Here is a 21,729-nt window from a genome sequence, read left to right as displayed (position 1 = left end):
GAACGACAATGGCGCGCTTGCAAGATTTTTACAAAGCAACCGTTGTGGGCGATTTGACGGCTCGCTTCGGTTACAAGTCGGTGATGGAAGTTCCGCGCATCACCAAAATCACGCTGAACATGGGTGTCGGCGAAGCGGTGGGTGACAAGAAGGTTCTTGAGCACGCCGTGGGCGACATGGTCAAGATCGCTGGTCAGAAGCCGGTCGTCACCAAGGCCCGTAAGGCCATCGCGGGTTTCAAGATCCGTGAGGGTTATCCGATCGGCTGCATGGTGACGCTGCGCGGTCCCCGCATGTTCGAGTTCCTGGATCGTCTGATCACCGTGGCGATGCCGCGCGTGCGTGACTTCCGTGGTGTGTCTGGCAAGGGTTTCGACGGCCGTGGCAACTACAACATCGGCATCAAGGAACAGATCATTTTCCCGGAAATCGAGTACGACAAGGTCGATAAGGTCCGTGGAATGAACATCAGCATCACGACGACCGCCAAGACCGACGAGGAAGCCAAGGCTCTGCTCGCCGCGTTCAAGTTCCCGTTCAAGAATTGAGGTTGCCATGGCCAAGTTGGCATTGAAAAACCGTGAAGAGAAGCGTGAGAAGCTGGTTGCGAAGTTCGCCGCCAAGCGCGCTGCGCTCGAGGCTGTCATCGCTGACATGTCCGCGTCCGACGAAGATCGTGCTTCCGCTCGCCTGAAGCTGCAAGCGCTGCCGCGCAATTCCAGCCCGACGCGTCTTCGCAATCGTTGCGAGCAGACCGGGCGTCCGCGCGGTGTGTTCCGCAAATTCGGTCTTTGCCGCAACAAGTTGCGTGAAGCGGCCTTCCGCGGCGAAGTGCCCGGCATGGTCAAGGCTAGTTGGTAACAGGGGTACAAGATGAGCATGAGTGATCCGATTGCGGACATGCTGACCCGCATCCGCAATGCACAAATGGCACAGAAGGGCTCTGTTGTCATGCCGTCCTCGAAACTCAAGGTGGCGATCGCCGGGGTGCTGCAGTCCGAAGGTTATATCGACGGTTTCAGCGTGCGCACCGACGGTGGCAAGGCTGAGCTGGAACTGGTCCTGAAGTATTACTCGGGCCGCCCCGTCATCGAGCGCATCGAGCGCGTCAGTCGACCTGGTCTTCGCGTTTACCGCGGCATGGACGATCTGCCTCGCGTGATGAACGGTCTGGGTGTGGCCATCGTTTCGACGCCCCGTGGCGTTATGACCGATCGCAAGGCCCGCGCCGAGAAGGTCGGCGGCGAAGTGCTGTGCATCGTGGCTTGAGGACGAAGACATGTCACGTATTGCAAAGAATCCAGTTGTTGTGCCGAAGGGTGTCGACGTTGCTCTGAGCAACGGCGAGCTTTCGGTCAAGGGTCCGCTCGGCCAGATCCGCCGCGTGATCAACCCGGCTGTTTCGGTCACGGTCGATGGCGGCGAGATCCGCTTCGGTCAGATCGAAGGCGCCGAGAACACCAAGGCGCTCTCCGGGACCATGCGCGCGCTGGTCGCGAACATGGTTCAGGGTGTCACGCAGGGTTTCGAACGCAAGCTGCTGCTGGTCGGTGTGGGCTACAAGGCGCAGGCGCAAGGCGACAAGCTGAACCTGTCGCTTGGTTTCTCGCACCCGGTCGTTCATCAGATGCCCGACGGCATCAAGGTGGAAACACCGGCGCCGACGGAAATCCGCATCAAGGGTGTCGACAAGCAACTCGTTGGTCAGGTCGCCGCTGAAGTCCGCGCGTATCGCCAGCCCGAGCCGTACAAGGGCAAGGGCGTTCGCTACGCGGACGAAGTGGTGGTGATCAAAGAGACCAAGAAGAAGTAAGGGTGACGAACATGGACAAGAACATTTCCCGTCTGCGCCGCTCCCGCCAGACCCGTGCGCGCATCGCCCAACTGAAGGCCGTTCGTCTGTCGGTTCACCGCAGCAACAGCCACATCTACGCGCAGGTCTATTCCGGTTGCGGCACCCGCGTGCTCGCAGCGGCGTCGACTATCGAAGAGTCGGTGCGCAAGGAAGTGAGCAACGGCGGCAACGTCAAGGCGGCCACGCTGGTCGGCAAGCTGATTGCCGAGCGCGCTCGCGCGCAAGGTATCGAGCAGGTGGCATTCGATCGTGGTGGTTTCAAGTACCACGGCCGTATCAAGGCGCTCGCTGAGGCCGCCCGCGAAGGCGGTCTCAAGTTCTAACTGATCAGGCGACTCAAGCGATGGCTAAACCGCAACGCAAGCAAAACCAGGCCCAGGAAGAACGCGACGACGGCCTGCGTGAAAAAATGGTGTCGATCAACCGTGTCACCAAGGTGGTGAAGGGTGGTCGTATTCTCGGTTTCGCGGCTCTGACCGTGGTCGGTGACGGCGACGGCGGAATCGGCATGGGCAAGGGCAAGGCGCGTGAAGTGCCGGTGGCCGTGCAGAAGGCGATGGAAGAGGCGCGTCGCAAGATGGTTCGTGTGAGCCTCCGCGATGGCAGCTTCCATCACCCGATCGTCGGCCACCATGGCGCGTCGACCGTGCTGATCCAGCCGGCCGCAGCCGGTACCGGCATCATCGCCGGCGGTCCGATGCGCGCCGTGTTCGAAGTGATGGGCGTGACGGACGTCGTCGCCAAGTCGCTCGGCTCGTCGAATCCTTACAACCTCGTGCGCGCCACGCTTAACGGCCTGCTGCGCATGAGCACGCCGTCGGAGATTGCCGCCAAGCGCGGCAAGACCGTGGCGGACATTCTCGGCTGAGGTCTGTGATGGCTGAAAAAACTCTGAAGGTCACTCTGGTGAAGAGCCTGATCGGTCGCAAGCAGGATCACCGCGCCACGGTGCGCGGCCTGGGTCTGCGCCGTCTGCATCACACCGTCGTCCTTGAGGACACGCCGGCGGTCCGCGGCATGGTCACCAAGGTGTCTTACCTGCTGAAGGTCGAGGCTTAAATGGAACTGAATGACATCAAGCCCGGCGAGGGCTCGAAGCACGCGCGCCGTCGCGTCGGTCGCGGCATGGGCAGTGGCCTGGGCAAGACCTGCGGCCGCGGCCACAAGGGTCAGAAGTCGCGTTCGGGCGGCTGGAAGAGCGTAGGTTTCGAAGGCGGCCAGATGCCGCTGCAGCGCCGTCTGCCGAAGCGTGGCTTCACGTCACTGACCCGCGCGCGCAACGAGGAAGTCAATCTTTCGTCGCTGTCGCGTCTGCCGGTCGAGGACGTTGATCTGCTCGTGCTCAAGCAGTTTGGCCTCGTGTCTCGTGACGCGCTGTCTGCCAAGGTGGTTCTGTCGGGCGAGATCACCCGCCGCGTCGTGCTCAAGGGCATCGGCGCGACCAAGGGTGCGCGCGCTGCGATCGAAGCCGCTGGCGGCCAGGTCGGAGAGTAAGCGTTGGTTACTGCCGCCCAGCAGCCCGGCCGTAGCGCCAAGTTCGGTGATCTGTGGCGTCGCCTGTGGTTCCTCGCAGGCGCGCTGCTGGTCTATCGCCTCGGTGCGCATATTCCGGTCCCGGGTATCGATCCTGCTCGTCTCGCGGAACTGTTCCAGGGGCAGCAGGGCGGCATCCTCGGCGTGTTCAACCTCTTCTCCGGCGGTGCGTTGTCGCGTTTTACGATTTTCGCGCTGGGGATCATGCCGTACATCTCGGCGTCGATCATCATGCAGCTGCTCACCGTCGCAGTGCCGTCTCTTGAGGCGCTGAAGAAGGAAGGTGAGGCGGGCCGTCGCAAGATCACGCAGTACACGCGTTACGGAACGCTGGCGCTCGCGCTGTTCCAGGCGTTCGGTATTTCCGTTGCGCTCGAGTCGCAGCAGGGACTGGTGCTCGATCCGGGGATGATGTTCCGCTTCGTGACGATCTCGACTCTGATCACCGGGACTATGTTCCTCATGTGGTTGGGCGAGCAGATCACCGAACGCGGCATTGGCAACGGTATCTCGATCATCATCTTCGCCGGTATCGCTGCGGGGCTTCCGGGTTCCATCGGTGGGCTTCTCGAGCTGGTAAATACCGGCGCGATGCACGAACTCACGGCGCTGTTCATCGTTGCCCTGGTGTTCGCTGTGACGGCCGTGGTGGTTTTCGTCGAACGTGGTCAGCGCAAGATCCTAGTCAACTACGCGAAGCGTCAGGTCGGCAACAAGGTGTACGGTGGACAGAGTTCTCACCTGCCGTTGAAGCTGAACATGGCCGGTGTCATTCCGCCGATTTTCGCGTCGTCGATCATCCTCTTCCCGGCGACGCTGGCGGGTTGGTTCGCAACGACGGACAGCACGCGCTGGCTGAAGGATCTGGCTGCCACGTTGTCGCCTGGACAGCCGATCTACGTGTTGCTGTACGCGACGGCAATCGTTTTCTTCTGCTTCTTCTATACGGCGCTGGTTTTCAACGCCAAGGAGACGGCGGACAACCTGAAGAAGAGCGGTGCCTTCGTTCCGGGCATTCGTCCGGGCGAACAGACGGCGCGCTATATCGACAAGATCCTGACGCGTCTCACCCTGGTCGGTGCGGTGTACATCACGCTGGTCTGCCTGCTGCCTGAGTTCCTGATCCTGAAGTGGAATGTTCCGTTCTACTTCGGCGGCACATCGCTGCTGATCATCGTTGTAGTGACGATGGATTTCATGGCCCAGGTGCAGGCGTACGTGATGTCTCATCAGTACGAGAGCCTTCTGAAGAAGGCGAATTTCCGCGGGGCTGGGTTCCCGACGCGTTAGGTAGCTATGTCCAAGGAAGATGTCATTGAAATGCAGGGTGAAGTTGTTGAAACCCTGCCGAATGCGACGTTTCGCGTGAAGCTCGAAAACGGACACGTGGTTCTCGGGCACATATCCGGAAAGATGCGGATGCACTACATCCGCATTCTTCCCGGTGACAAGGTAACGGTGCAGCTCACGCCTTATGACCTGAGCAAAGGTCGCATCGTGTTTCGCGCCAAGTAGGTCCGGCGTTTGGTTCCAGTTGGAGAAATGGGATGAAAGTCCAAGCATCTGTAAAGCGCGTCTGCCGCAAGTGCAAGGTGATCCGTCGCCACGGTGTCGTCCGCATCATTTGTGCTGATCCGCGTCACAAGCAGCGTCAAGGTTGACGTTGGCTAGTGGTCTTTGATAACATTTAAGGTTTCGCTTTTCGGGGTGACTGCATGGCCCGTATCGCCGGCGTTAACATTCCTAACCACCAGCACACCGAGATCGCTCTGACGGCGATTTTCGGGGTTGGTCGTTCCCGCTCACAAAAGATTTGCGACGCTGCCGGCATTGCCCGCACGACGAAGATCAAGGACCTCTCGGAGGCCGAAATGGATCGGCTGCGGGAAGAGGTCGGCAAGTTCACCATCGAGGGTGACCTGCGCCGTGAAGTGACGATGAACATCAAGCGCCTGATGGATCTGGGCTGCTATCGCGGTGTTCGTCATCGTCGTGGCCTGCCGCTGCGTGGTCAGCGCACCCGCACGAATGCCCGCACCCGCAAGGGTCCGCGCAAGTCGATCGCTGGCGCCAAGAAATAAGCAATAGGACACGATCATGGTCAAGAGTGCTGCAAAAGTCCGGAAGAAGGTCAAGAAGAACGTCGCGGAAGGCATCGCGCACATTCACGCTTCCTTCAACAACACCATCATCACGATCACCGACCGTCAGGGCAACGCCCTGTCGTGGGCAACGTCGGGCGGCGCCGGCTTCAAGGGTTCGCGCAAGAGCACGCCGTTTGCAGCACAGGTGGCCGCAGAGGCCGCTGGCAAGGTCGCTGTCGAATGCGGTGTGAAAAACCTGGAAGTCCGCATCAAGGGTCCCGGCCCGGGTCGCGAGTCGGCCGTTCGTGCGCTGAATGCGCTCGGCATCAAGATTTCGTCGATCACCGACATCACGCCGATCCCGCACAACGGTTGCCGTCCGCCCAAGCGTCGGCGCATCTAAGAGGAATTAGAGAATGGCTCGTAATCTCGACGCGAAGTGCCGTCAATGCCGTCGTGAAGGCGAAAAGCTCTTCCTGAAGGGCGAAAAGTGCTTCACCGACAAGTGCGCCATCGAGCGCCGTTCGTATGCCCCGGGTCAGCATGGACAAAAGTCCGGCCAGCGCCTGTCCGGTTTCGGTCAGCAACTGCGTGAAAAGCAGAAGATCCGTCGCATCTATGGCGTGCTCGAGCGTCAGTTCCGCCGCGTGTATGCCGAGGCCGAGCGCCGCAAGGGTCAGACCGGCGAGAACATGCTGCAACTGCTGGAAAGCCGCCTGGATACCGTTGCTTACCGCATGGGTTTTGGCGCTTCGCGTGCCGAGTCGCGTCAGGTCGTGCGTCACAACGGCGTGCTGGTCAATGGCAAGCGCGTCAACATCCCGTCGTACGAAGTGCGTCCGGGTGATGTGGTCGAGCTGACCGAACGTGCCAAGGGCCATCTGCGCTCGAAGGGCGCGCTCGAAGCCCAGGCTTCGCGCGGTTTCCCCGAGTGGCTGGACGTCGATTCCAAGGCTGCACGCGGTGTGTTCAAGTCGCTGCCGGCCCGTACCGACCTGCCCTCGACGATCAACGAAAGTCTGGTCGTCGAACTGTACTCCCGCTGATCGCTGGTGCGATCAGCCTGCTGACGTCACTGAGGACTGCAGATGCAAAGCAATGCTCTCTTGAAACCGCGAATCATTGACGTACAAAATCTTTCCCCGGCTCACGCACGCGTTGTGATGGAGCCGTTCGAACGCGGGTTCGGGCACACGCTGGGCAACGCGCTCCGTCGCATTCTCCTGTCGTCGATGCCCGGCTATGCGCCGACCGAAGTGCAGATCGAAGGCGTTCTGCACGAGTACTCGACGCTGGACGGCGTGCGTGAAGACGTGGTCGATATCCTGCTGAATCTGAAGGGTGTCGTGCTGAAGCTGCACAACCGCTCCGAGGCCTATCTGCGCCTGTCGCGCAATGGCGAAGGCGTCGTGACGGCTGGCGATATCGAGGTCACGCACGATGTCGAGATCGTCAATCCGGAGCACGTGATCGCTCACGTTGCGCCGGGCGGCAAGCTGGATCTTCAGTTCAAGATCGAACAGGGCCGTGGTTACGTGCCGGGTACCGTTCGTCAGAGCTCTTCGGAGAATAAGGCGATCGGTCACATCGTTCTCGATGCGAGCTTCAGCCCGGTTCGCCGCGTTAGCTATTCGGTTGAGTCGGCGCGCGTTGAACAGCGTACCGACCTCGATCGTCTGGTGATGGATGTCGAAACCAACGGTGCTGTCGAACCGGAAGAGGCAGTGCGCTACGCTGCCCGCGTCCTGGTTGATCAGCTGTCGGTGTTCGCTGAGCTGGAAGGCACTGCGCCGGCCGTCGAGCAGCGCAAGCCGGCGGTGATCGATCCGATCCTGCTGCGCCCGGTCGATGACCTGGAGCTGACGGTGCGTTCGGCCAACTGTCTCAAGGCCGAGAACATCTATTACATCGGCGATCTGATCCAGCGTACCGAGAACGAACTGCTGAAGACCCCGAACCTGGGTCGCAAGTCGCTGAACGAAATCAAGGAAGTGCTTGCCTCGCGTGGTCTCACGCTGGGCATGAAGCTCGAGAACTGGCCGCCCGCCGGCCTCGATCGGGCATAACACCGTACCGGCGCACCGCGCCGGATACAAGATGAACCGGCCACCTGCCTGACCCGCGGTGGCCGCATAATTTATACGGAGTCATCATGCGTCATCGTAACGGTCTCAGAAAGCTTAACCGCACCAGCTCGCATCGCGAAGCGATGTTCCGCAATATGGCCGTGTCGCTGCTGCGCCACGAAGCCATTAAGACCACGGTTCCGAAGGCCAAGGAACTGCGCCGCGTCGTCGAGCCGCTGATCAACCTTGGCAAGACGCCGAACCTGTCGAACCGCCGCCTCGCCTTCTCGCGTCTGCGTGACCGCGAAGTCGTGTGCAAGATTTTCGACGTGCTCGGCCCCCGCTACGCTAACCGCAATGGCGGTTACCTGAGCATCCTTAAAATGGGCTTCCGCGTCGGCGACAATGCGCCGATGGCATTCGTCCAGCTGATGGATCGCCCGGATGAGAGTGCGGAGCCGGTTGAAGTCGCCGAGTAAGCGAATTCCATCGGTACCAAACAAAAAGCCCCGCGATGCGGGGCTTTTTGTTTGGGCGTCGTTCGCACACTGTCGCGTAGCGGAGTGTGCGTGATGGAGTCGCGGCGTCAGGCCGCGCTGGCGCTGTCGTCCTGCCAGATCGGCGTGTGCTGCTGCAGGACTTCACGGAATACGTCGCCGAGCATCACGAGCACCGGCCCCTCGGGTATTCCCGCGGTGCCCAGCAAGGCGCCGATCGGTTGTTCCGAGAGCCCCTGAAGCGTCGTGAAGCCCTCTCGCGAGGACGGGTGACTCGCGTTCTCGACCAGTGCTACCGGAGTGCCCGGGTCGCGGCCGTAGCTCATCAGCTCGCGTGCAATCGCCATCGATTCGTGCGAGGCCATGTAGAGCGCCAGCGTTGGTGTGTCGGCATTGGCGCGCAACGCCTGCGAGGGATTTTCGCCCTCGCCGGCGCGCGGCGTCAGCAGCGCAACGCTGCGCGCGATGCCGCGACGCGTCAGCGATACGCGGAGCTGCGCGCTGGCGGCGCTGGCCGCGGTGATGCCCGGCACCACTTCGTAATCGATACCTGCGGCGGCCAGCGCATCCATCTCTTCCTGCGCGCGACCGAACAGCATCGGATCACCGCCCTTGAGACGAACGACGCGGGCATGCGTACGTGCCGCGTGGATCAGCTTCTGGTTGATGAAGCGCTGCGCGGTGGACTGCTTGCCGCAGCGCTTGCCAACCGCGATGTGCTTTGCTTGAGGTGCGAGCGACAGCACGTCGTCGCCGATCAGCGCGTCGTGCAGCACGACCTCGGCTTCGGCGAGCAGCCGGACCGCGCGCACAGTCAGCAGGTCTACGGCGCCCGGACCGGCGCCGACCAGCCAGACCTTGCCGGGGGAGCGGTGTTCAGCCGGCCTTGACATGGAGACCGCACTCCTTGCTTTCCGGGTTCTCCCACCACCAGCGTCCGGCGCGGATGTCCTCGCCCGGCGAGATTGCGCGGGTACAGGGCTGGCAGCCGATGCTCGGGAAGAAGCGCTCGTGCAGTTCGTTGTACGGGACTTCGTGGGTATGGATGTAGACCCACACCTCGCGCTCGGTCCAGTCGGACAGCGGATTGAACTTCTCGATACCGTGACCTTCATCGAATTCGCGCGTCGGCAGTGCGCTCCGCGTCGCCGACTGCTGGGCCCGCATGCCGGTGATCCAGGCTTTCTTGCCGGCCAGCGCGCGCTTCAGCGGCTCGACCTTGCGCATCGCACAGCAGGCTTTGCGCAGGTCCACCGAGTCGTAGAAGGCGTTGATGCCGTGCTTGCGCACGTACTCTTCAACCGCCTCGTGACGCGGAAAGAAGGTGACCGGGCGTGCACCGTAGTGCTGTTCCGCCTTCGCCATCAGGTCGTAGGTTTCCGCGGGCAGACGGCCGGTATCCAGCGTGAAGATCTCGATGTCGAGCGCGTTGCGCTGGATCAGGTCGGTCAGCACCATGTCTTCCGCGCCCATGCTGCTGGCGAAGCCGATGGGCTGGAACTCGGCAGCGGCCTGTTTCAGCAGTTCGGTCGCCGCCGCGGTCTTCTGCGCCACCGTCGCGCGCATCGCGTCGGTGATGTTCGGATGGATCAGCGGGTTCTTCATGCGATCGCCTTCTGCCCGATGCGCCGACGGAACACTGGCGTGATGCCGTCGGTGGAGGTCTGGTAGGGCGTGGTGAAGTCGTTCAGCGCAGCGATGCAGCGCTCCGGCTTCTGGTCGGCGCGCAGCAGATAGGCGTCGAAGCCGGTGCGGCGGAAGAAGAACATCTGGTCGCGCAGCACGTCGCCCAGCGCGCGCAATTCGTTGCGGTAGCCGTAACGGGTGCGCAGGATGAAGGCGATCGAGAAGCCACGACCGTCTATGAACTTGGGGAAGTTCACGCCGATCAACGGCAGCCGGTTCAGATCACCGCCGAGGCTTTCCGCCAGTTCGGCCGGTTCCTCGTGACTGTCCAGCCAGACTGCGATCTCGCCGGCGGCAACGCGTGCCGCAAGCTCTTCACGACGACGCAGCCACACGGTCAACGGAATCATCACCTTGCCGGCCGGCACTTCACAGGCGGCAACGACGTCTTCGGGGGCGGCCGGTTCACCGGTCAGCTTGAACATGACCACCTTGCCGGCGGCCTTGCGCACCGGTTCGGTCGATTCGGGCAGCTTCACCCAGGTCCATTCGTTGTGTGCGAGCGTGTTGCCGCGGATCAGGTCAGCCATGGGCCACCTCGGCTTTCTTTGCGGTTTCGCCGTACACGCGGGCCTTGAACGGCGCGACGCCGAGCCGGCGTACGGTGTCGAGGAAGCGCTCTTCCGGCGTGCGCGCCTCGACATAGGTTTCGATGAGCTTCTTGATCACACCCGGCACTTCGTCCGCGGCGAACGACGGGCCGATCACGTCGCCGAGCGACGTGGTGTTGCCTTGGGCGCCGCCGATCGACACCTGGTACCACTCGGAACCGGCCTTATCGACGCCGAGAATGCCGATATGGCCGACGTGATGGTGACCACAGGAATTCATGCAGCCGGATATGTTCAGCTCCAGGTCGCCGATGTCGTACAGGTAGTCCAGATCGTCGAACTCGGCCTGGATGGCCTGCGCGATCGGGATGGACTTGGCATTCGCCAGCGAGCAAAAGTCGCCGCCCGGGCAGCAGATCATGTCGGTCAGCAGCCCGATGTTGGGCGTCGCCAGTCCGTGCGCGCGCGCGCCCTGCCACAGGTCGTACAGGTCGGCCAGCGCGACGTCGGCGAGCACCAGGTTCTGTTCGTGCGTCACGCGCAGTTCGCCGAAGCTGTAGCGGTCGGCCAGATCGGCGACGGCTTCCATCTGTTCCGACGTGATGTCGCCCGGTGCGACGCCGTGCGGCTTCAGCGACAGCGTGACCGAGCGGTAGCCCGGACGCTTGTGCGCACGTACGCAGCGCGACACCCAGCGGGCGAAGGCGCGGTCTTCGGCGAGGTGCGCATCGAAGGACGCATCGCGCGCGGGACGGGCGGGGGCGTCGGGATCCGAGAAGGCGGCGCGGGCCAGATCGAGTTCGGCTTCGGTGACGGTCGCGATGCCGTCGCGCTCGAGCTGCCATTCCTCATTGACCTGACGCGCGAACTCTTCGGCGCCGATCGCCTTGACCAGGATCTTGATGCGCGCCTTGTAGGCGTTGTCGCGGCGGCCGTAGCGGTTGTAGACGCGCAGCACGGCGTCGAGATAGGTCGGCAGGTGCGGCCAGGGCAGGGCGTCGTGAATGACGCTGCCGAGGATCGGCGTGCGACCCATGCCGCCGCCGACGATGACGCGTACCAGCACTTCGCCCTTGTCGTCGCGGTACAGCTGCAGGCCGACGTCGTGCGCGTAGGTCACCGCACGGTCTTCAAGCGTCCCGCTGACGGCGATCTTGAACTTGCGCGGCAGGAAGGCGAACTCCGGATGGAAGGTCGACCACTGGCGCAGCACTTCGCAGTACGGACGCGGATCGACGATCTCGTCCGGCGCCACGCCGGCGAAGGGATCGGTCGTGATGTTGCGGATGCAATTGCCCGAGGTCTGGATGGCGTGCATTTCCACCGTCGCCAGTTCGGCCAGGATATCGGCGGTGTCCTCCAGCTTCGGCCAGTTCAGCTGCATGTTCTGGCGCGTCGTGAAGTGACCGTAGCCGCGGTCGTAGCGGCGGGCGATGTCGGCCAGCTTGCGTAACTGCACGCTGGACAGCATGCCGTAGGGCACGGCGATGCGCAGCATCGGCGCATGGCGCTGGATGTAGAGGCCGTTCTGCAGACGCAGCGGGCGGAACTCGTCTTCCGACAGTTCGCCGGCCAGATTGCGCTGCAACTGGTCGCGATACTGGGCGACGCGCTCGATCACCAGCGCGCGGTCGTAATCGTCGTAGCGATACATAAGGGTGGTCCAGTCATGGGTGTCCGACCCATGCCGGACGACCCGTTGCCCTCTTTCAGCCTAGAAGGTTCAGGCTCAGTTTTCCGCCGATGCCGAACAGCATGCTGGCCAGCAGCGGACGCAGGAATCGTTCGGGCATGCGCGCCGCGATCTGGCTGCCGAGCGCGATGCCGGGCAGCGAACCGACCAGCAGTGCGCCGAGCAGCGTCCAGTCAACATTGCCCAGCCACCAGTGGCCCATGCCGGCCACCAGGGTCAGCGGCACGGCATGCGCGATGTCGCTGCCGACGATGCGCACCGCAGACAGCCGCGGATAGAGAAATACCAGTGCCGCCGTGCCAAGTGCGCCGGCGCCCACCGAAGAGATCGTCACCAACAGACCCAGCACTGCGCCGGTGGCGATGGTCAGCCCCCGCAGATGGCGTTCGCGGAACTCGCCGATGCCCGGCCGCTCGGCCAGAGCCTGCAAACGGGCTCGGAAAAGCAGCGCGCACGCTGTCAGGACAAGCGCCACACCGAGCGTACCGCTGATCAGCGACTGGCTGCCATAGGCCGAGCCGGAATGCGTCGATAACCACCACAGCGTCAGCGCCGCAGCCGGCACGCTGCCGGTGCCCAGCGCGGCGACGATGCGCCAATCCACTGTTCCATTGCGACCATGCACGACCGCACCGCCGGCCTTGGTCATGGCCGCGTACAGAAGATCGGTGCCGACCGCGACCGCCGGGTGGATGCCGAACAGCAGCACCAGCAGCGGCGTCATCAGCGAGCCGCCGCCCACACCGGTCAGACCGACGATGGCGCCGACGAAAAAGCCCGCGACCGAATAACCGAAATCCATGAATGCACTTTCTGCACTTTAAGGCGACCGAGGGTAGCGGCCTTCGAAGATAATTGGAAATGCTTTGAAGTAAGATCGAAATGACTTCCAGTGCTAATTGGAGTGGGACATGAACCTGCAACAGCTGCGTTACGTCGCCGAAGTCGCACAGCGCAACCTGAACGTGTCCGAGGCGGCGCGCGCGCTGCACACCTCGCAGTCCGGCGTGTCGCGGCAGATCAGCCTGCTGGAGGAGGAGCTTGGCGTCGATGTGTTCGTGCGCCAGGGCAAGCGACTGGTGGCGATCACCCGACCTGGCGAGGAGGTGGTCGCAATCGCTCGTCGCATGCTGCGCGACATCGGCGCGCTGCGGCAGGTCGGTGACGAGTACGCCAGCGGTGACCTCGGTCGGCTGTCGATCGCCACGACCCATACCCAGGCGCGCTACGTGCTGCCGCGCGTGTTATCGGAGTTCCTGCGCGCCCACCCGGGGGTGCAGATCGAACTGCACCAGGGCAATCCGACGCAATGCTGCGAATTCGTGCTGTCCGGCGCGGCCGATCTGGCGATCGCGACCGAAGCGATCGACGACTACGAACAATTGGTCAGCCTGCCCTGTTACCAGTGGAACCGCTGCCTGATCGCGCCACCCGGTCATCCGCTGCTCGACGTGAAACCGCTGACACTGGAAGCGATCGCCGCCTGGCCGCTCATCACCTATGACTTTTCCTTCACCGGCGGATCGCGCGTGAACCAGACCTTCGCCGAGCGCGGGCTGACGCCGCGCGTGGCACTCAGCGCCATCGACGCCGACATTATCAAGACCTATGTGGCGCTCGGCCTCGGCGTCGGCATTGTCGCGCAGATGGCGTTCGATCCGGAGCAGGACCGCGGTCTGCGCGCGGTCGATTGCGCCCACCTGTTCGAGTCGAGCACCACACGCATCGGCCTGCACCGCAACGCCTGGTTGCGCGGCTACACCTACGCCTTCATCGAGGCCTTCGCCGCCTCGCTCACCCGTGATGTGGTCGACCGGGCACTCGGCCGCGGCTGAAGGTTTTCATCGGCCGGTAACTTCGCCGGGCGACAGTGTCGGAATTGTTTCCACTCAAGATCCGACCATGACCGTGGCGCCCCTGCATCCCCTCCATCTCGATCCGACCGGCCGACATGCCGTACTGGCCGGCGTCACCTACCTTGCAAGCGCACCGCTGCAAGCAAAAGACGGGCGCTGCGTGCTCTATCTGACCGAGGCCGCCCAACCCGAGCACGTCTATAAGTTCATCGGCCCGCTGCCGGATGGTGGGGCGCTGCAACATGGCGCGCTCTACGTCGCACGCCTGGGCGACGCCGGCCACGGGCGCTGGTTGCCGCTGGTGCCCGCGCGCCAGGGCTTCCTGCTGTGGGACGCACAGCTGAACGTGGCCGATGTGCTGGCTCGCCCTGCCGACGCCGCCCGCCGGGCGGGCGCCAGCCGCATCGACGCGCTGTTCTGCGTGCAGGCGCGCGCGGACGGTGGTCAGCTTCTCTTGTGCGATCACGCTGGCGCGGCACTGGTCTGGCGCGAGGCGCTGGGCGATGCGGCCAGTCTCAGCTTTGCCTGGCAGGGGGCGGCGCTGTGCCGCGACAGGACCGCCGCAGCGCTTTCGCCGGATCGCACCCGCCTCGATACGCAGCCGGTCGTCGGCTGACCGGCCTGCGCACGCCGTCCTCCGCGCGGCTCCCGTGACGCGGTCGCGGGCGGCAGCGGCGGGCTGCGGCCTATACTCCGGCGTCTGTTTACATCGACAGCCGCCCATGACCCGCTTCCGCTTCTCCCTCGTCGCAGCGCTGTGCGCTGCCGGTCTGCTTGGCGCCGGACCGCTGCAGGCGGCCGACGGTGCCAGCCGCTATTACGAGGATGCCCTGGTACGCTTCGAACGCAAGGACGACGCTGGCGCCATCATCCAGCTCAAGAACGCACTGAAGGCCGATCCCGGCTTCCTCGCCGCGCACATGCTCATGGGGCGTGCGGCGCTGCGCAAAGGCGACTACGCAGCGGCCGAGGTCGCGCTGAACGAGGCACGTCAGCGTGGCGTGTCGCGTGCCGAGTACATCGTTCCGCTGGCGAACCTGCTGGTATCGACCGGGCGCCAGAAGGAAGTGATCGACACGCTGTCACCGGACGATCTGCCGCCCGGCATCCGTTACGAAGTGATCGTGCTGCGCGCCAAGGCGCATCTGGAGCTGGGCCAGTATCCGCAGGCCTTGTCGACAGTGCGTGAGGCGCGTGCGCTGAACCCGGCGTCCGCCTCGGCGGTCGTGATGGAGTCGCGCATTGCGCTTCAGGCCGGTCGCCCTGCGGAGGCGGCCACGCTGGCCGAACAGGCGACCACGCTGGCACCCAATGATTCGGACGCCTGGGGCATGCGTGCCGCGGTTGCCTACGCGACCGCACAACTGCCGGCGGCGCTGTCGCATTACGACCGCGCGCTGCAGCTGGCTCCCGACAACAGCGAAGCGCTGCTCGGCCGCAGCTCGGTGTTGATGGACCTCGGGCGCATGCCGGAGGCCAAGCAGTCCCTGCTGACCTTGTCCAAAGTCGATGTGAACGAGCCGCGCTCAGCTTATCTGCGCGCGGTGATCGCCGAATCGGAGGGCGACCGTGCAGCGGCGCGCAAGCTGCTCGGCGAGGTGGTCGGGCTGATCGATCCTTTGCCGCGCTCGGTCCTGACCAGCCGCTCCCATCTGGCACTGATCGCCGGCCTGTCGCATCTCAGCCTCGGTGGGGCGGTTAAGGCCAAGGAGTATTTCGAGCTGCATATCCGCTTCTTCCCGTCGCAGATGGCGGCACGCAAGCCCCTGGCGTCGCTGCAGATCGCGATGGGTGAAGCGGCCGCGGCCGTGTCGACGCTCGAACCGCTGATGCGTACGGTAAGCGGTGCGCGTGATCCCGAGGCATTGACGCTGATGGCCAGCGCGTACAGCCGCCTGAAGCGCCACCAGCAGGCGACCGAGTTGCTGGAGCAGGCGGCAAAGCTCGGCGCCTCGTCGCAGACACAGACCTCGCTCGGGTTGAGCCTGATCGACGCGAAGCAGACTGCGCTCGGCATCGAGCAACTGCGCAATGTGCTGAAACAGGATCCCGGTCAGGCGCGCGCCAGCACCGCGCTGGCGCTCGTTGCGCTGCGCGACAGCCAGCCGCGCAAGGCGGTCGAACTGATGGAGGCGGTGGTCAAACGCGAGCCGGACAATCTGGCAGCTCTGAACCTGCTCGGGGTGTCGCGCGCGGCGGCCGGAGACTTCGCCGGCGCACGCAAGGCGTACGACAAGGCGCTTGCCGCCGACCGCAATTTCGATAGCGTCAAGCTCAACCTGGCCAAGCTCGAAGTTGCCGAGGGCAAGCCCGATCAGGCGCGGGCGCGCCTCGATGCGTTGATCAAGGAAAAACCCAACAGCGCCTCGGCGCTTTACGAAAAGGCCATGCTTGACGCCGCGACCGGGCGCACGGCGGACGCACTGCGTGGCCTCGAAACCCTGCACGACAAGCACCGCAACCATATCGAAGGTCATGTCGCGCTGATCGAGCTCTATCTGCAGACCGGCGCTTCGGACAAAGCGCTGGAGGCAGCCAAGGGGGTCAGCCAGGGGCAGCCGGGCTATCTGGCCATCCAGGCGGCACTGGCCCGGGTGCAACTGGCGCGCGGCGATGCGGCCGGCGCGCGTGCCACGCTGACCTCGATGACCCGGGTTGCCGATTTCGACCCGTCGGCCCAGTACCGCATTGCCCAGCTGCAGCGCATGGCCGGCAATCCGGCCGGTGCGACCTACAGTCTCGAAAAGGCCTTGCAGGGCGACCCCACCTATCTGCCCGCCCGCATCATGCAGGGAGAGCAGATGCTGGCCGAGGGGCAGCTCGACAAGGCAGAGGCGCGTGCGCAGGAACTGCTCAAGTCACCGGCCCCGCCACCCGAGGTGTTCCGGCTGGCGGGCGACGTCGCGATGGCGCGCAGCCAGTGGCAGAACGCGATCACCCACTACCGCAACGGATTGGCGAAGGGCGGCAGCGTCGAACTGGCGGGTGGCCTGTACGAAGCGCATCGTCGCGCCGGCAACGCGTTACAGGGCCGGACGGCGGTAGAGGCGCTGGTGAAGGAACGTCCGCGCGATCTCGCTTTCAAGCTGCTGCTGTCGCAGGCGCAGACCGACGCCGGGATGCTGCGCGAGGCAAAGGCAACACTGGAAGCCGTACTGAAAACGGGCGGGGAATCGGCGCCGGTGCTCAACAATCTGGCCAATCTGCAATGGCAGACGAAGGACGCATCAGCGCAAGCTACGGCCGAGCGCGCGTTCAAACTGGCGCCGGCAGACCCGCTGGTGCTCGATACGCTGGGCTGGATACTGGCGCAGAAGGGGCAGACCGACGCCGGCCTGCGCCACCTGCGCGAGGCGCGACTGCGCAGTCCGCAGAACCCGGAAATCCGCTATCACCTCGCCTGGGTGCTGGCGCAGACGGGTCGCAAGGCGGAGGCTCTGCAGGAACTGGACGCCGCGCTGCAGCCGGGGCGGACCTTCCCGGATGCCGACAAGGCCAAGGCGCTTCGAAGCGAACTCGGCGGTCGATGAAACATCTTGTCGAAATTATTTACAGCACACATTTTCACAGTCTTCATGTTGTTGTTTTTAAATGATTAAGTGCTTCTGGCCCCAAAATTGCTATGAAGGAGGCAAGACAGCAATGTCCCCTTCTGACCAAGGAAAGACAATGAACAAGAAACTGATCAATGCAATCGGCGCCGTGGTGATCGCGGGTTTTGCCGGTGCGGCCTCGGCGGCGCAGTACAGCTGGTCGTTCACCTCGACCGCTACCTCGCACGTCGGCGCCAGTGGTTTCGGCTCCAACATCTCCGAATATTCGTCGATGACCTACACCAACGGCGCAGGCCAGTCGGTGAACATCCAGGGCTTCGCCAACACCGCTTCGGGTTCGACCATCGAGCGCGCCTACCTGACCTACCAGGGCAGCAGCGGTCTGGGCATGACCAGCCGTGATTCCACATGGAACGACGAGGTGAACAGCTCCGGTTACGCGACTAACCCCGACCACGCCATGGACAACGAAGGCGCGATGGAAAGCATGCTGTTCTCCTTCGGTTCGGAAATGAATCTGAACCTGGTCGACATCGGCTGGTACAGCGGCGATTCGGACATCACGGTGTATGCCTACACCGGTGCTTCGGTAGCCGACATCAACACCACGGTGACGGGCAAGACTTTCTCGACGCTGACCGGCTGGACCAAGATCGGCGACTTCACCGGCAACAGCGATCCGCGCAGCACGACCAACAGCACCTATTCGCGCTACTGGCTGGTGACGCCGGGTTCGTCGTCCGACTACAAGGACTACATCAAGCTGGCCGGCGTGACCGCGACGACCAAGCCGACCACGCCGCCGCCGGCCGTTCCGGAACCGGCTTCGCTGGCTCTGATCGGCACCGCACTGGCCGGCATGATCGCTGTGCGTCGTCGCAAGGCGGCCTGAGCGAATCTCCCCGCACCTGAAAAACCGCGCTTCGGCGCGGTTTTTTTTCGCCCTGGCTTCTGCGTGGTCAGAGCGTGGTGCCGTCTTCTTCCTGTGCCTGCAGGGCCCACATCTGGGCGTAGGCGCCGTCCAGCGCCAGCAGTTCGCTGTGGCTGCCGCGTTCGATGATGCGGCCGGCGTCCATCACCAGGATCTGGTCGGCGTCCATGATGGTGGACAGGCGGTGGGCGATGATGAGCGTCGTGTGGCCGCGCGCCACCTGTTCGAGTTGGCTCTGGATCGCCTGTTCGGTCTTCGAGTCGAGCGCCGAGGTGGCTTCGTCGAAAATGAGTATCGGCGGATTCTTCAGCAGCGCGCGGGCGATGGCGACACGCTGCTTTTCGCCGCCCGACAGCTTCAGCCCGCGCTCACCGACCTTGGTCGCGTAGCCGTCTGGCAGCTTCTGCACGAAGTCGTGCAGTTGCGCGGCGCGGCTGGCTGCCTCGACCTCGGCGGCCGAAGCCGTGACCCGACCGTACTGGATGTTGTAGTGGATGCTGTCGTTGAACAGCACCGTGTCCTGCGGAACGATGCCGATCGCGCCGCGCAGGCTGTCCTGGGTGAGCTGGCGGATGTCGGTGCCGTTGATCGTGATGCGACCGCTGCCTTCGGCCACGTCATAGAAGCGGTAGAGCAGCCGCGCCAGGGTCGATTTGCCGGAGCCGGAATGGCCGACGACGGCAACGCGATGGCCGGCCGGTATCGTGAAGTCGACGTCGTGCAGGATCTGCCGCGCTGGCTCATAGCTGAAATTCACCTGCTGGAAGCGCACTTCGCACGGACCGTCGGCCAGCGTCAGCGCGTCCGGCGCGTCGGCGACCTCGCGGTGCGTTTCCATCAGCGCGAACATGCGCTCGATGTCGGTCAGCGACTGGCGGATTTCGCGGTACAGCACGCCGAGGAAGTTCAGCGGAATATAGAGTTGGATCATGAAGGCATTGACCAGCACGATGTCGCCGATGGTCATGCGGCCCTCGGCCACGCCGACCGTTGCGCGCCACATCATCAGCGTGACGCCGATGGCGATGATGAAGGCCTGGCCAATATTCAGCCACGACAGCGACACCTGGCTGCGCTCCTGCGCGCGTTGCCAGCGCACCAGCTGTTCGTCGTAGCGGCGCGCCTCGAAGTCCTCGTTGTTGAAGTACTTCACCGTCTCGTAATTGAGCAGGCTGTCGATCGCCCGCGTATTGGCGGCCGAATCCAGTTCGTTCGCCTCGCGCCGTATCGTCGTGCGCCAGTTGGTGACGGTGACGGTGAAGGTGATGTAGAGCGCCAGCGTGACGAAGGTGATCAACGCGAAGCTCGCTTCGTACTTCACCGCGAGGATGCTCAGCACCAGCCCGATCTCGACCAGCGTTGGCAGGATGGAATACAGCGTGTAGCTGATCAGTGAGCCGATCGCCCGCGTGCCGCGCTCGATGTCGCGCGTCAGACCGCCGGTCTGGCGTTCGAGGTGAAAGCGCAGCGACAGTGCGTGCAGATGGCGGAACACCTGCAGCGAAATGCGCCGCACGGCCTGCTGGGTGACGCGCGAGAACACGATTTCGCGCAGCTCGGTCAGCATCGAGGTGGAGAAGCGCAGCGCGCCGTAGGCGGCCAGCAGACCCAGCGGCACCAGCAGAGGTGCCGCTTCGAGCGCCGCACGGCTGCTGGCGGCGGCCGGCGCCAGCGCGTCGATGATCTGCTTGAATACCAGCGGTACCGCGACGTTCGAGCCCTTGGCCAGCACCAGACACGCAAGTGCGATCAGCACGCGCCATTTGTAGGCCCAGAGATAAGGCAGCAGGTTGCGAATGGTTTCGGAATCGCGGCGGCGGGCGCCCGGCACGGTCGCGGCGGGCAGGGGGGCGGTGGCAGATCGTCTCATGCGCGGATTCTACGGGCTGCCGGGCCGGCTGCCAGCGCGATCGCGGCCGGCGCGGGCCTGGGGCGTGCCTTCCGCGCAGGGGCGGGTCGTCTGACTGCGGCCACAGCGCTTGAAAGGAAGGCGATACCGGGTCACAGGCCGCGTCGCAGTCGGAAGACGTTCCGACAAGGGGCTCGCTGCCGTGCGGATCGCGGCGATTCGCAGCGAACACTCGGGAGCGTCGGATAGTGTGTGCTGCCAGCCGTCAGATCAGCAGGGTGAGCCAGGCGGCGCCCACCGACAGCAGTACGCCCGGGACGACCTGCAGAGCGAAGGCACGGTCGCCGGTGGTGGTGGCGACGATGAGCTTGCTGCACGCATTGGTGGTGAAGGCGGCCAGGATGGGCAGCACGGCCTGCTCGGCCGCGATGCGTCCCGACGCCTGCAGCGCCGCCACCGCCGCCGAGGCCGAATGGGCGTCGGCGAAGCCGGCCAGCGCGGCGGCGACGCCTGCGCCGCCGGCCCCATAGCGATCGGTCAGGAAGGCGGTCAGCAGCAACAGCGCGCCCATCGTGGCGGCGAACAGCAGGGCCAGACGCGGGTTGAAGGGACGGCCGGGCGGCGGCGTGTCGCCGTCGTGCGTGCGCACGCTGCGCAGCGCGATCAGTAGGCCGTAGGCCGCGGCGACGCCACCGGCCGCCAGCAGCGGCGCAGCCATCGCACGCAGCACGGCCGGGCTGGTCGCCGTCAGCAGCACGGCGAGATAGACCACGGTAGCCAGCGACGACAGTACGGCGCCCGACACCGCGCCCGCGCGCAGCGCCGGGTCGCGTCGCGCTTCCGCACCCATCGCGGCAATGGTGGCGGTGCTCGACACGAAACCCGAGGCGAAGCCGGCGAAGGTGAGGCCGAGCGCCGGACCGGCCGCGCGCAGCGCGATATGGCCGCAGGCGTTGATCGCCATCATCAGTACCGCCAGCGTCCACAAGGTGCGCGGGTTGATCGCCCCGAGCGGGTCGACCGTGCGGTCCGGCACCAGCGGCAGGATGACCAGCGCGGCAGCGGCCAGCAGCAGACCGTCGTGCACCTCCTGTTCCGACAGCACGCGTACGACGAAGCGGTGCAGCTGGCTGCGCGCGGCCAGCGCGATCGCGACCAGCACACCGATGCCGATCGCCAGCCGCGCGTCGTGCATGGCCAGCGCACCGAGCATGAAGGTGAGCACCAGCGCGATTTCGGTGGTGAGACCCGGGTCGTCCTCGCGTGAACGGCGGTAGGACACGATGGCCAGCACGCCGACCACGGCAGCCAGCACGGCCAGCGTCGCGCCGCCACCGAGCAGCATCGCGAGTGCCCCCAGCAGCGAGGTCAGCGTGAAGGTGCGCAGGCCGGCCGCGGCGCGGGCCGGGCCCTCGCCCTTGCGGCGCTCGCGCTCGATGCCGATCAGCAGGCCGATGCCCAGTGCTGCGGCCAGCCCGGTCAGGCGCGGATCGATGTCGGCAGGCATGGCGGACGATGGAATGTGCTCATACCATTACCTTACCCGACGGCGCGCCGGATTCCGGCCGTCCAAT

At 64.4% G+C, this 21,729-nt stretch carries 27 protein-coding genes; 20 read left to right on the top strand and 7 right to left on the bottom strand.

What is annotated here, in order from left to right; translation table 11 throughout:
- Positions 1-8 precede the first annotated feature (8 nt).
- The 16 genes from rplE (at position 9) to rplQ (ending at position 8,017) form a co-directional block, all read left to right on the top strand.
- Positions 9-548 carry a 50S ribosomal protein L5 gene (rplE, locus tag AC51BJ_RS07515; protein WP_019919622.1) on the top strand — a complete coding sequence of 180 codons (540 nt, stop codon included), beginning with the start codon at positions 9-11 and terminating at the stop codon, positions 546-548.
- Positions 549-555: 7 nt separating this feature from the next.
- Positions 556-861 carry a 30S ribosomal protein S14 gene (rpsN, locus tag AC51BJ_RS07510; protein ID WP_019919621.1) on the top strand — a complete coding sequence of 102 codons (306 nt, stop codon included), beginning with the start codon at positions 556-558 and terminating at the stop codon, positions 859-861.
- A gap of 12 nt (positions 862-873) precedes the next feature.
- Positions 874-1,269 carry a 30S ribosomal protein S8 gene (rpsH, locus tag AC51BJ_RS07505; protein ID WP_019919620.1) on the top strand — a complete coding sequence of 132 codons (396 nt, stop codon included), beginning with the start codon at positions 874-876 and terminating at the stop codon, positions 1,267-1,269.
- Between the two features lie 10 nt (positions 1,270-1,279).
- Positions 1,280-1,813, top strand: coding sequence for a 50S ribosomal protein L6 (rplF, locus tag AC51BJ_RS07500; protein WP_496279810.1), 534 nt, complete (start codon positions 1,280-1,282; stop codon positions 1,811-1,813).
- A gap of 11 nt (positions 1,814-1,824) precedes the next feature.
- Positions 1,825-2,178: a 50S ribosomal protein L18 gene (gene rplR / locus AC51BJ_RS07495; protein WP_019919618.1), complete on the top strand. Its 354-nt coding sequence runs from the start codon at positions 1,825-1,827 to the stop codon at positions 2,176-2,178.
- 20 nt (positions 2,179-2,198) lie between these two features.
- A complete protein-coding gene (rpsE, locus tag AC51BJ_RS07490) occupies positions 2,199-2,723 on the top strand; it encodes a 30S ribosomal protein S5 (RefSeq protein ID WP_304001125.1) in 525 nt (174 codons plus the stop codon).
- Between the two features lie 8 nt (positions 2,724-2,731).
- Positions 2,732-2,914 (top strand): 50S ribosomal protein L30, encoded by a 183-nt coding sequence (gene rpmD, locus AC51BJ_RS07485; RefSeq protein WP_008061740.1) that lies wholly within the window; start codon positions 2,732-2,734, stop codon positions 2,912-2,914.
- Complete coding sequence (rplO, locus tag AC51BJ_RS07480) at positions 2,915-3,349, top strand: 50S ribosomal protein L15 (protein WP_019919616.1); 435 nt, start codon at positions 2,915-2,917, stop codon at positions 3,347-3,349. It abuts the gene before it with no gap.
- A 3-nt stretch (positions 3,350-3,352) separates the two neighbouring features.
- Positions 3,353-4,678 carry a preprotein translocase subunit SecY gene (secY, locus tag AC51BJ_RS07475; RefSeq protein WP_019919615.1) on the top strand — a complete coding sequence of 442 codons (1,326 nt, stop codon included), beginning with the start codon at positions 3,353-3,355 and terminating at the stop codon, positions 4,676-4,678.
- Positions 4,679-4,684: 6 nt separating this feature from the next.
- Positions 4,685-4,903 (top strand): translation initiation factor IF-1, encoded by a 219-nt coding sequence (infA, locus tag AC51BJ_RS07470; RefSeq protein WP_008061745.1) that lies wholly within the window; start codon positions 4,685-4,687, stop codon positions 4,901-4,903.
- A 32-nt stretch (positions 4,904-4,935) separates the two neighbouring features.
- The gene (gene rpmJ, locus AC51BJ_RS07465) at positions 4,936-5,049 is read left to right on the top strand and encodes a 50S ribosomal protein L36 (RefSeq protein WP_081627205.1); all 114 of its coding nucleotides are present in this window, start codon (positions 4,936-4,938) and stop codon (positions 5,047-5,049) included.
- Positions 5,050-5,103: 54 nt separating this feature from the next.
- Positions 5,104-5,469: a 30S ribosomal protein S13 gene (rpsM, locus tag AC51BJ_RS07460; RefSeq protein ID WP_019919614.1), complete on the top strand. Its 366-nt coding sequence runs from the start codon at positions 5,104-5,106 to the stop codon at positions 5,467-5,469.
- Between the two features lie 16 nt (positions 5,470-5,485).
- Positions 5,486-5,875 carry a 30S ribosomal protein S11 gene (gene rpsK / locus AC51BJ_RS07455; RefSeq protein ID WP_008061749.1) on the top strand — a complete coding sequence of 130 codons (390 nt, stop codon included), beginning with the start codon at positions 5,486-5,488 and terminating at the stop codon, positions 5,873-5,875.
- Positions 5,876-5,888: 13 nt separating this feature from the next.
- Positions 5,889-6,518, top strand: a complete 630-nt coding sequence (rpsD, locus tag AC51BJ_RS07450; protein WP_019919613.1) for a 30S ribosomal protein S4 — start codon at positions 5,889-5,891, stop codon at positions 6,516-6,518.
- 42 nt (positions 6,519-6,560) lie between these two features.
- Positions 6,561-7,538 (top strand): DNA-directed RNA polymerase subunit alpha, encoded by a 978-nt coding sequence (locus tag AC51BJ_RS07445; protein WP_024300631.1) that lies wholly within the window; start codon positions 6,561-6,563, stop codon positions 7,536-7,538.
- Positions 7,539-7,624: 86 nt separating this feature from the next.
- Complete coding sequence (rplQ, locus tag AC51BJ_RS07440) at positions 7,625-8,017, top strand: 50S ribosomal protein L17 (RefSeq protein ID WP_020647632.1); 393 nt, start codon at positions 7,625-7,627, stop codon at positions 8,015-8,017.
- Positions 8,018-8,124: 107 nt separating this feature from the next.
- Here rplQ and cobA read toward each other — a convergent pair whose 3' ends face one another.
- Genes cobA through AC51BJ_RS07415 form a run of 5 tightly spaced genes read right to left on the bottom strand, consistent with a single transcriptional unit; the run spans position 8,125 to position 12,767 of the window.
- On the bottom strand, positions 8,125-8,928 hold the full coding sequence (gene cobA / locus AC51BJ_RS07435; RefSeq protein ID WP_430432842.1) for a uroporphyrinogen-III C-methyltransferase: 804 nt from the start codon (positions 8,926-8,928) through the stop codon (positions 8,125-8,127).
- Positions 8,912-9,640 carry a phosphoadenylyl-sulfate reductase gene (locus tag AC51BJ_RS07430; protein ID WP_496279809.1) on the bottom strand — a complete coding sequence of 243 codons (729 nt, stop codon included), beginning with the start codon at positions 9,638-9,640 and terminating at the stop codon, positions 8,912-8,914. Before AC51BJ_RS07430 ends, cobA begins: the two co-directional genes overlap by 17 nt.
- Positions 9,637-10,251: a DUF934 domain-containing protein gene (locus AC51BJ_RS07425; protein ID WP_430432844.1), complete on the bottom strand. Its 615-nt coding sequence runs from the start codon at positions 10,249-10,251 to the stop codon at positions 9,637-9,639. Before AC51BJ_RS07425 ends, AC51BJ_RS07430 begins: the two co-directional genes overlap by 4 nt.
- Positions 10,244-11,926, bottom strand: coding sequence for a nitrite/sulfite reductase (locus AC51BJ_RS07420; RefSeq protein ID WP_425762878.1), 1,683 nt, complete (start codon positions 11,924-11,926; stop codon positions 10,244-10,246). The genes AC51BJ_RS07425 and AC51BJ_RS07420 overlap by 8 nt, the downstream gene beginning before the upstream one ends.
- 55 nt (positions 11,927-11,981) lie before the next feature.
- Positions 11,982-12,767 (bottom strand): sulfite exporter TauE/SafE family protein, encoded by a 786-nt coding sequence (locus tag AC51BJ_RS07415; RefSeq protein WP_430432846.1) that lies wholly within the window; start codon positions 12,765-12,767, stop codon positions 11,982-11,984.
- Positions 12,768-12,876: 109 nt separating this feature from the next.
- On the opposite strand from AC51BJ_RS07415, the gene AC51BJ_RS07410 reads away from it, so the two are divergent.
- The 4 genes from AC51BJ_RS07410 (at position 12,877) to xdp1 (ending at position 18,267) form a co-directional block, all read left to right on the top strand.
- Positions 12,877-13,800 (top strand): CysB family HTH-type transcriptional regulator, encoded by a 924-nt coding sequence (locus tag AC51BJ_RS07410; protein WP_304013964.1) that lies wholly within the window; start codon positions 12,877-12,879, stop codon positions 13,798-13,800.
- A 67-nt stretch (positions 13,801-13,867) separates the two neighbouring features.
- Positions 13,868-14,437: an alkaline phosphatase PhoX gene (locus AC51BJ_RS07405; RefSeq protein WP_430432848.1), complete on the top strand. Its 570-nt coding sequence runs from the start codon at positions 13,868-13,870 to the stop codon at positions 14,435-14,437.
- A 106-nt stretch (positions 14,438-14,543) separates the two neighbouring features.
- Positions 14,544-17,351, top strand: coding sequence for an XrtA/PEP-CTERM system TPR-repeat protein PrsT (gene prsT / locus AC51BJ_RS07400; RefSeq protein ID WP_496279808.1), 2,808 nt, complete (start codon positions 14,544-14,546; stop codon positions 17,349-17,351).
- A 139-nt stretch (positions 17,352-17,490) separates the two neighbouring features.
- Positions 17,491-18,267, top strand: coding sequence for an exosortase-dependent surface protein XDP1 (gene xdp1, locus AC51BJ_RS07395; protein WP_496279807.1), 777 nt, complete (start codon positions 17,491-17,493; stop codon positions 18,265-18,267).
- 67 nt (positions 18,268-18,334) lie between these two features.
- Here the strand turns inward: xdp1 and AC51BJ_RS07390 are convergent, their stop codons facing one another.
- The gene (locus AC51BJ_RS07390; RefSeq protein ID WP_496279806.1) at positions 18,335-20,176 is read right to left on the bottom strand and encodes an ABCB family ABC transporter ATP-binding protein/permease; all 1,842 of its coding nucleotides are present in this window, start codon (positions 20,174-20,176) and stop codon (positions 18,335-18,337) included.
- A gap of 244 nt (positions 20,177-20,420) precedes the next feature.
- Entirely contained in the window at positions 20,421-21,662 is a 1,242-nt protein-coding gene (locus tag AC51BJ_RS07385; RefSeq protein ID WP_496279805.1) for an MgtC/SapB family protein, read from the bottom strand.
- Positions 21,663-21,729 lie beyond the last annotated feature (67 nt).

Source organism: Methyloversatilis sp. S146-33, assembly GCF_059552495.1.
The sequence above is the reverse complement of the archived record's forward strand: the minus strand, read 5'-3'. Positions and strand labels throughout refer to the sequence as shown.

Excerpts from the sequence above, each read along its gene's own strand:
- rplE (WP_019919622.1), top strand. The coding sequence starts at position 9 with ATGGCGCGCTTGCAAGATTTTTACAAAGCAACCGTTGTGGGCGATTTG.
- rpsN (WP_019919621.1), top strand. The coding sequence starts at position 556 with ATGGCCAAGTTGGCATTGAAAAACCGTGAAGAGAAGCGTGAGAAGCTG.
- rpsH (WP_019919620.1), top strand. The coding sequence starts at position 874 with ATGAGCATGAGTGATCCGATTGCGGACATGCTGACCCGCATCCGCAAT.
- rplF (WP_496279810.1), top strand. The coding sequence starts at position 1,280 with ATGTCACGTATTGCAAAGAATCCAGTTGTTGTGCCGAAGGGTGTCGAC.
- rplR (WP_019919618.1), top strand. The coding sequence starts at position 1,825 with ATGGACAAGAACATTTCCCGTCTGCGCCGCTCCCGCCAGACCCGTGCG.
- rpsE (WP_304001125.1), top strand. The coding sequence starts at position 2,199 with ATGGCTAAACCGCAACGCAAGCAAAACCAGGCCCAGGAAGAACGCGAC.
- rpmD (WP_008061740.1), top strand. The coding sequence starts at position 2,732 with ATGGCTGAAAAAACTCTGAAGGTCACTCTGGTGAAGAGCCTGATCGGT.
- rplO (WP_019919616.1), top strand. The coding sequence starts at position 2,915 with ATGGAACTGAATGACATCAAGCCCGGCGAGGGCTCGAAGCACGCGCGC.
- infA (WP_008061745.1), top strand. The coding sequence starts at position 4,685 with ATGTCCAAGGAAGATGTCATTGAAATGCAGGGTGAAGTTGTTGAAACC.
- rpmJ (WP_081627205.1), top strand. The coding sequence starts at position 4,936 with ATGAAAGTCCAAGCATCTGTAAAGCGCGTCTGCCGCAAGTGCAAGGTG.
- rpsM (WP_019919614.1), top strand. The coding sequence starts at position 5,104 with ATGGCCCGTATCGCCGGCGTTAACATTCCTAACCACCAGCACACCGAG.
- rpsK (WP_008061749.1), top strand. The coding sequence starts at position 5,486 with ATGGTCAAGAGTGCTGCAAAAGTCCGGAAGAAGGTCAAGAAGAACGTC.
- rpsD (WP_019919613.1), top strand. The coding sequence starts at position 5,889 with ATGGCTCGTAATCTCGACGCGAAGTGCCGTCAATGCCGTCGTGAAGGC.
- AC51BJ_RS07445 (WP_024300631.1), top strand. The coding sequence starts at position 6,561 with ATGCAAAGCAATGCTCTCTTGAAACCGCGAATCATTGACGTACAAAAT.
- rplQ (WP_020647632.1), top strand. The coding sequence starts at position 7,625 with ATGCGTCATCGTAACGGTCTCAGAAAGCTTAACCGCACCAGCTCGCAT.
- cobA (WP_430432842.1), bottom strand. The coding sequence starts at position 8,928 with ATGTCAAGGCCGGCTGAACACCGCTCCCCCGGCAAGGTCTGGCTGGTC.
- AC51BJ_RS07430 (WP_496279809.1), bottom strand. The coding sequence starts at position 9,640 with ATGAAGAACCCGCTGATCCATCCGAACATCACCGACGCGATGCGCGCG.
- AC51BJ_RS07425 (WP_430432844.1), bottom strand. The coding sequence starts at position 10,251 with ATGGCTGACCTGATCCGCGGCAACACGCTCGCACACAACGAATGGACC.
- AC51BJ_RS07420 (WP_425762878.1), bottom strand. The coding sequence starts at position 11,926 with ATGTATCGCTACGACGATTACGACCGCGCGCTGGTGATCGAGCGCGTC.
- AC51BJ_RS07415 (WP_430432846.1), bottom strand. The coding sequence starts at position 12,767 with ATGGATTTCGGTTATTCGGTCGCGGGCTTTTTCGTCGGCGCCATCGTC.
- AC51BJ_RS07410 (WP_304013964.1), top strand. The coding sequence starts at position 12,877 with ATGAACCTGCAACAGCTGCGTTACGTCGCCGAAGTCGCACAGCGCAAC.
- AC51BJ_RS07405 (WP_430432848.1), top strand. The coding sequence starts at position 13,868 with ATGACCGTGGCGCCCCTGCATCCCCTCCATCTCGATCCGACCGGCCGA.
- prsT (WP_496279808.1), top strand. The coding sequence starts at position 14,544 with ATGACCCGCTTCCGCTTCTCCCTCGTCGCAGCGCTGTGCGCTGCCGGT.
- xdp1 (WP_496279807.1), top strand. The coding sequence starts at position 17,491 with ATGAACAAGAAACTGATCAATGCAATCGGCGCCGTGGTGATCGCGGGT.
- AC51BJ_RS07390 (WP_496279806.1), bottom strand. The coding sequence starts at position 20,176 with ATGAGACGATCTGCCACCGCCCCCCTGCCCGCCGCGACCGTGCCGGGC.
- AC51BJ_RS07385 (WP_496279805.1), bottom strand. The coding sequence starts at position 21,662 with ATGCCTGCCGACATCGATCCGCGCCTGACCGGGCTGGCCGCAGCACTG.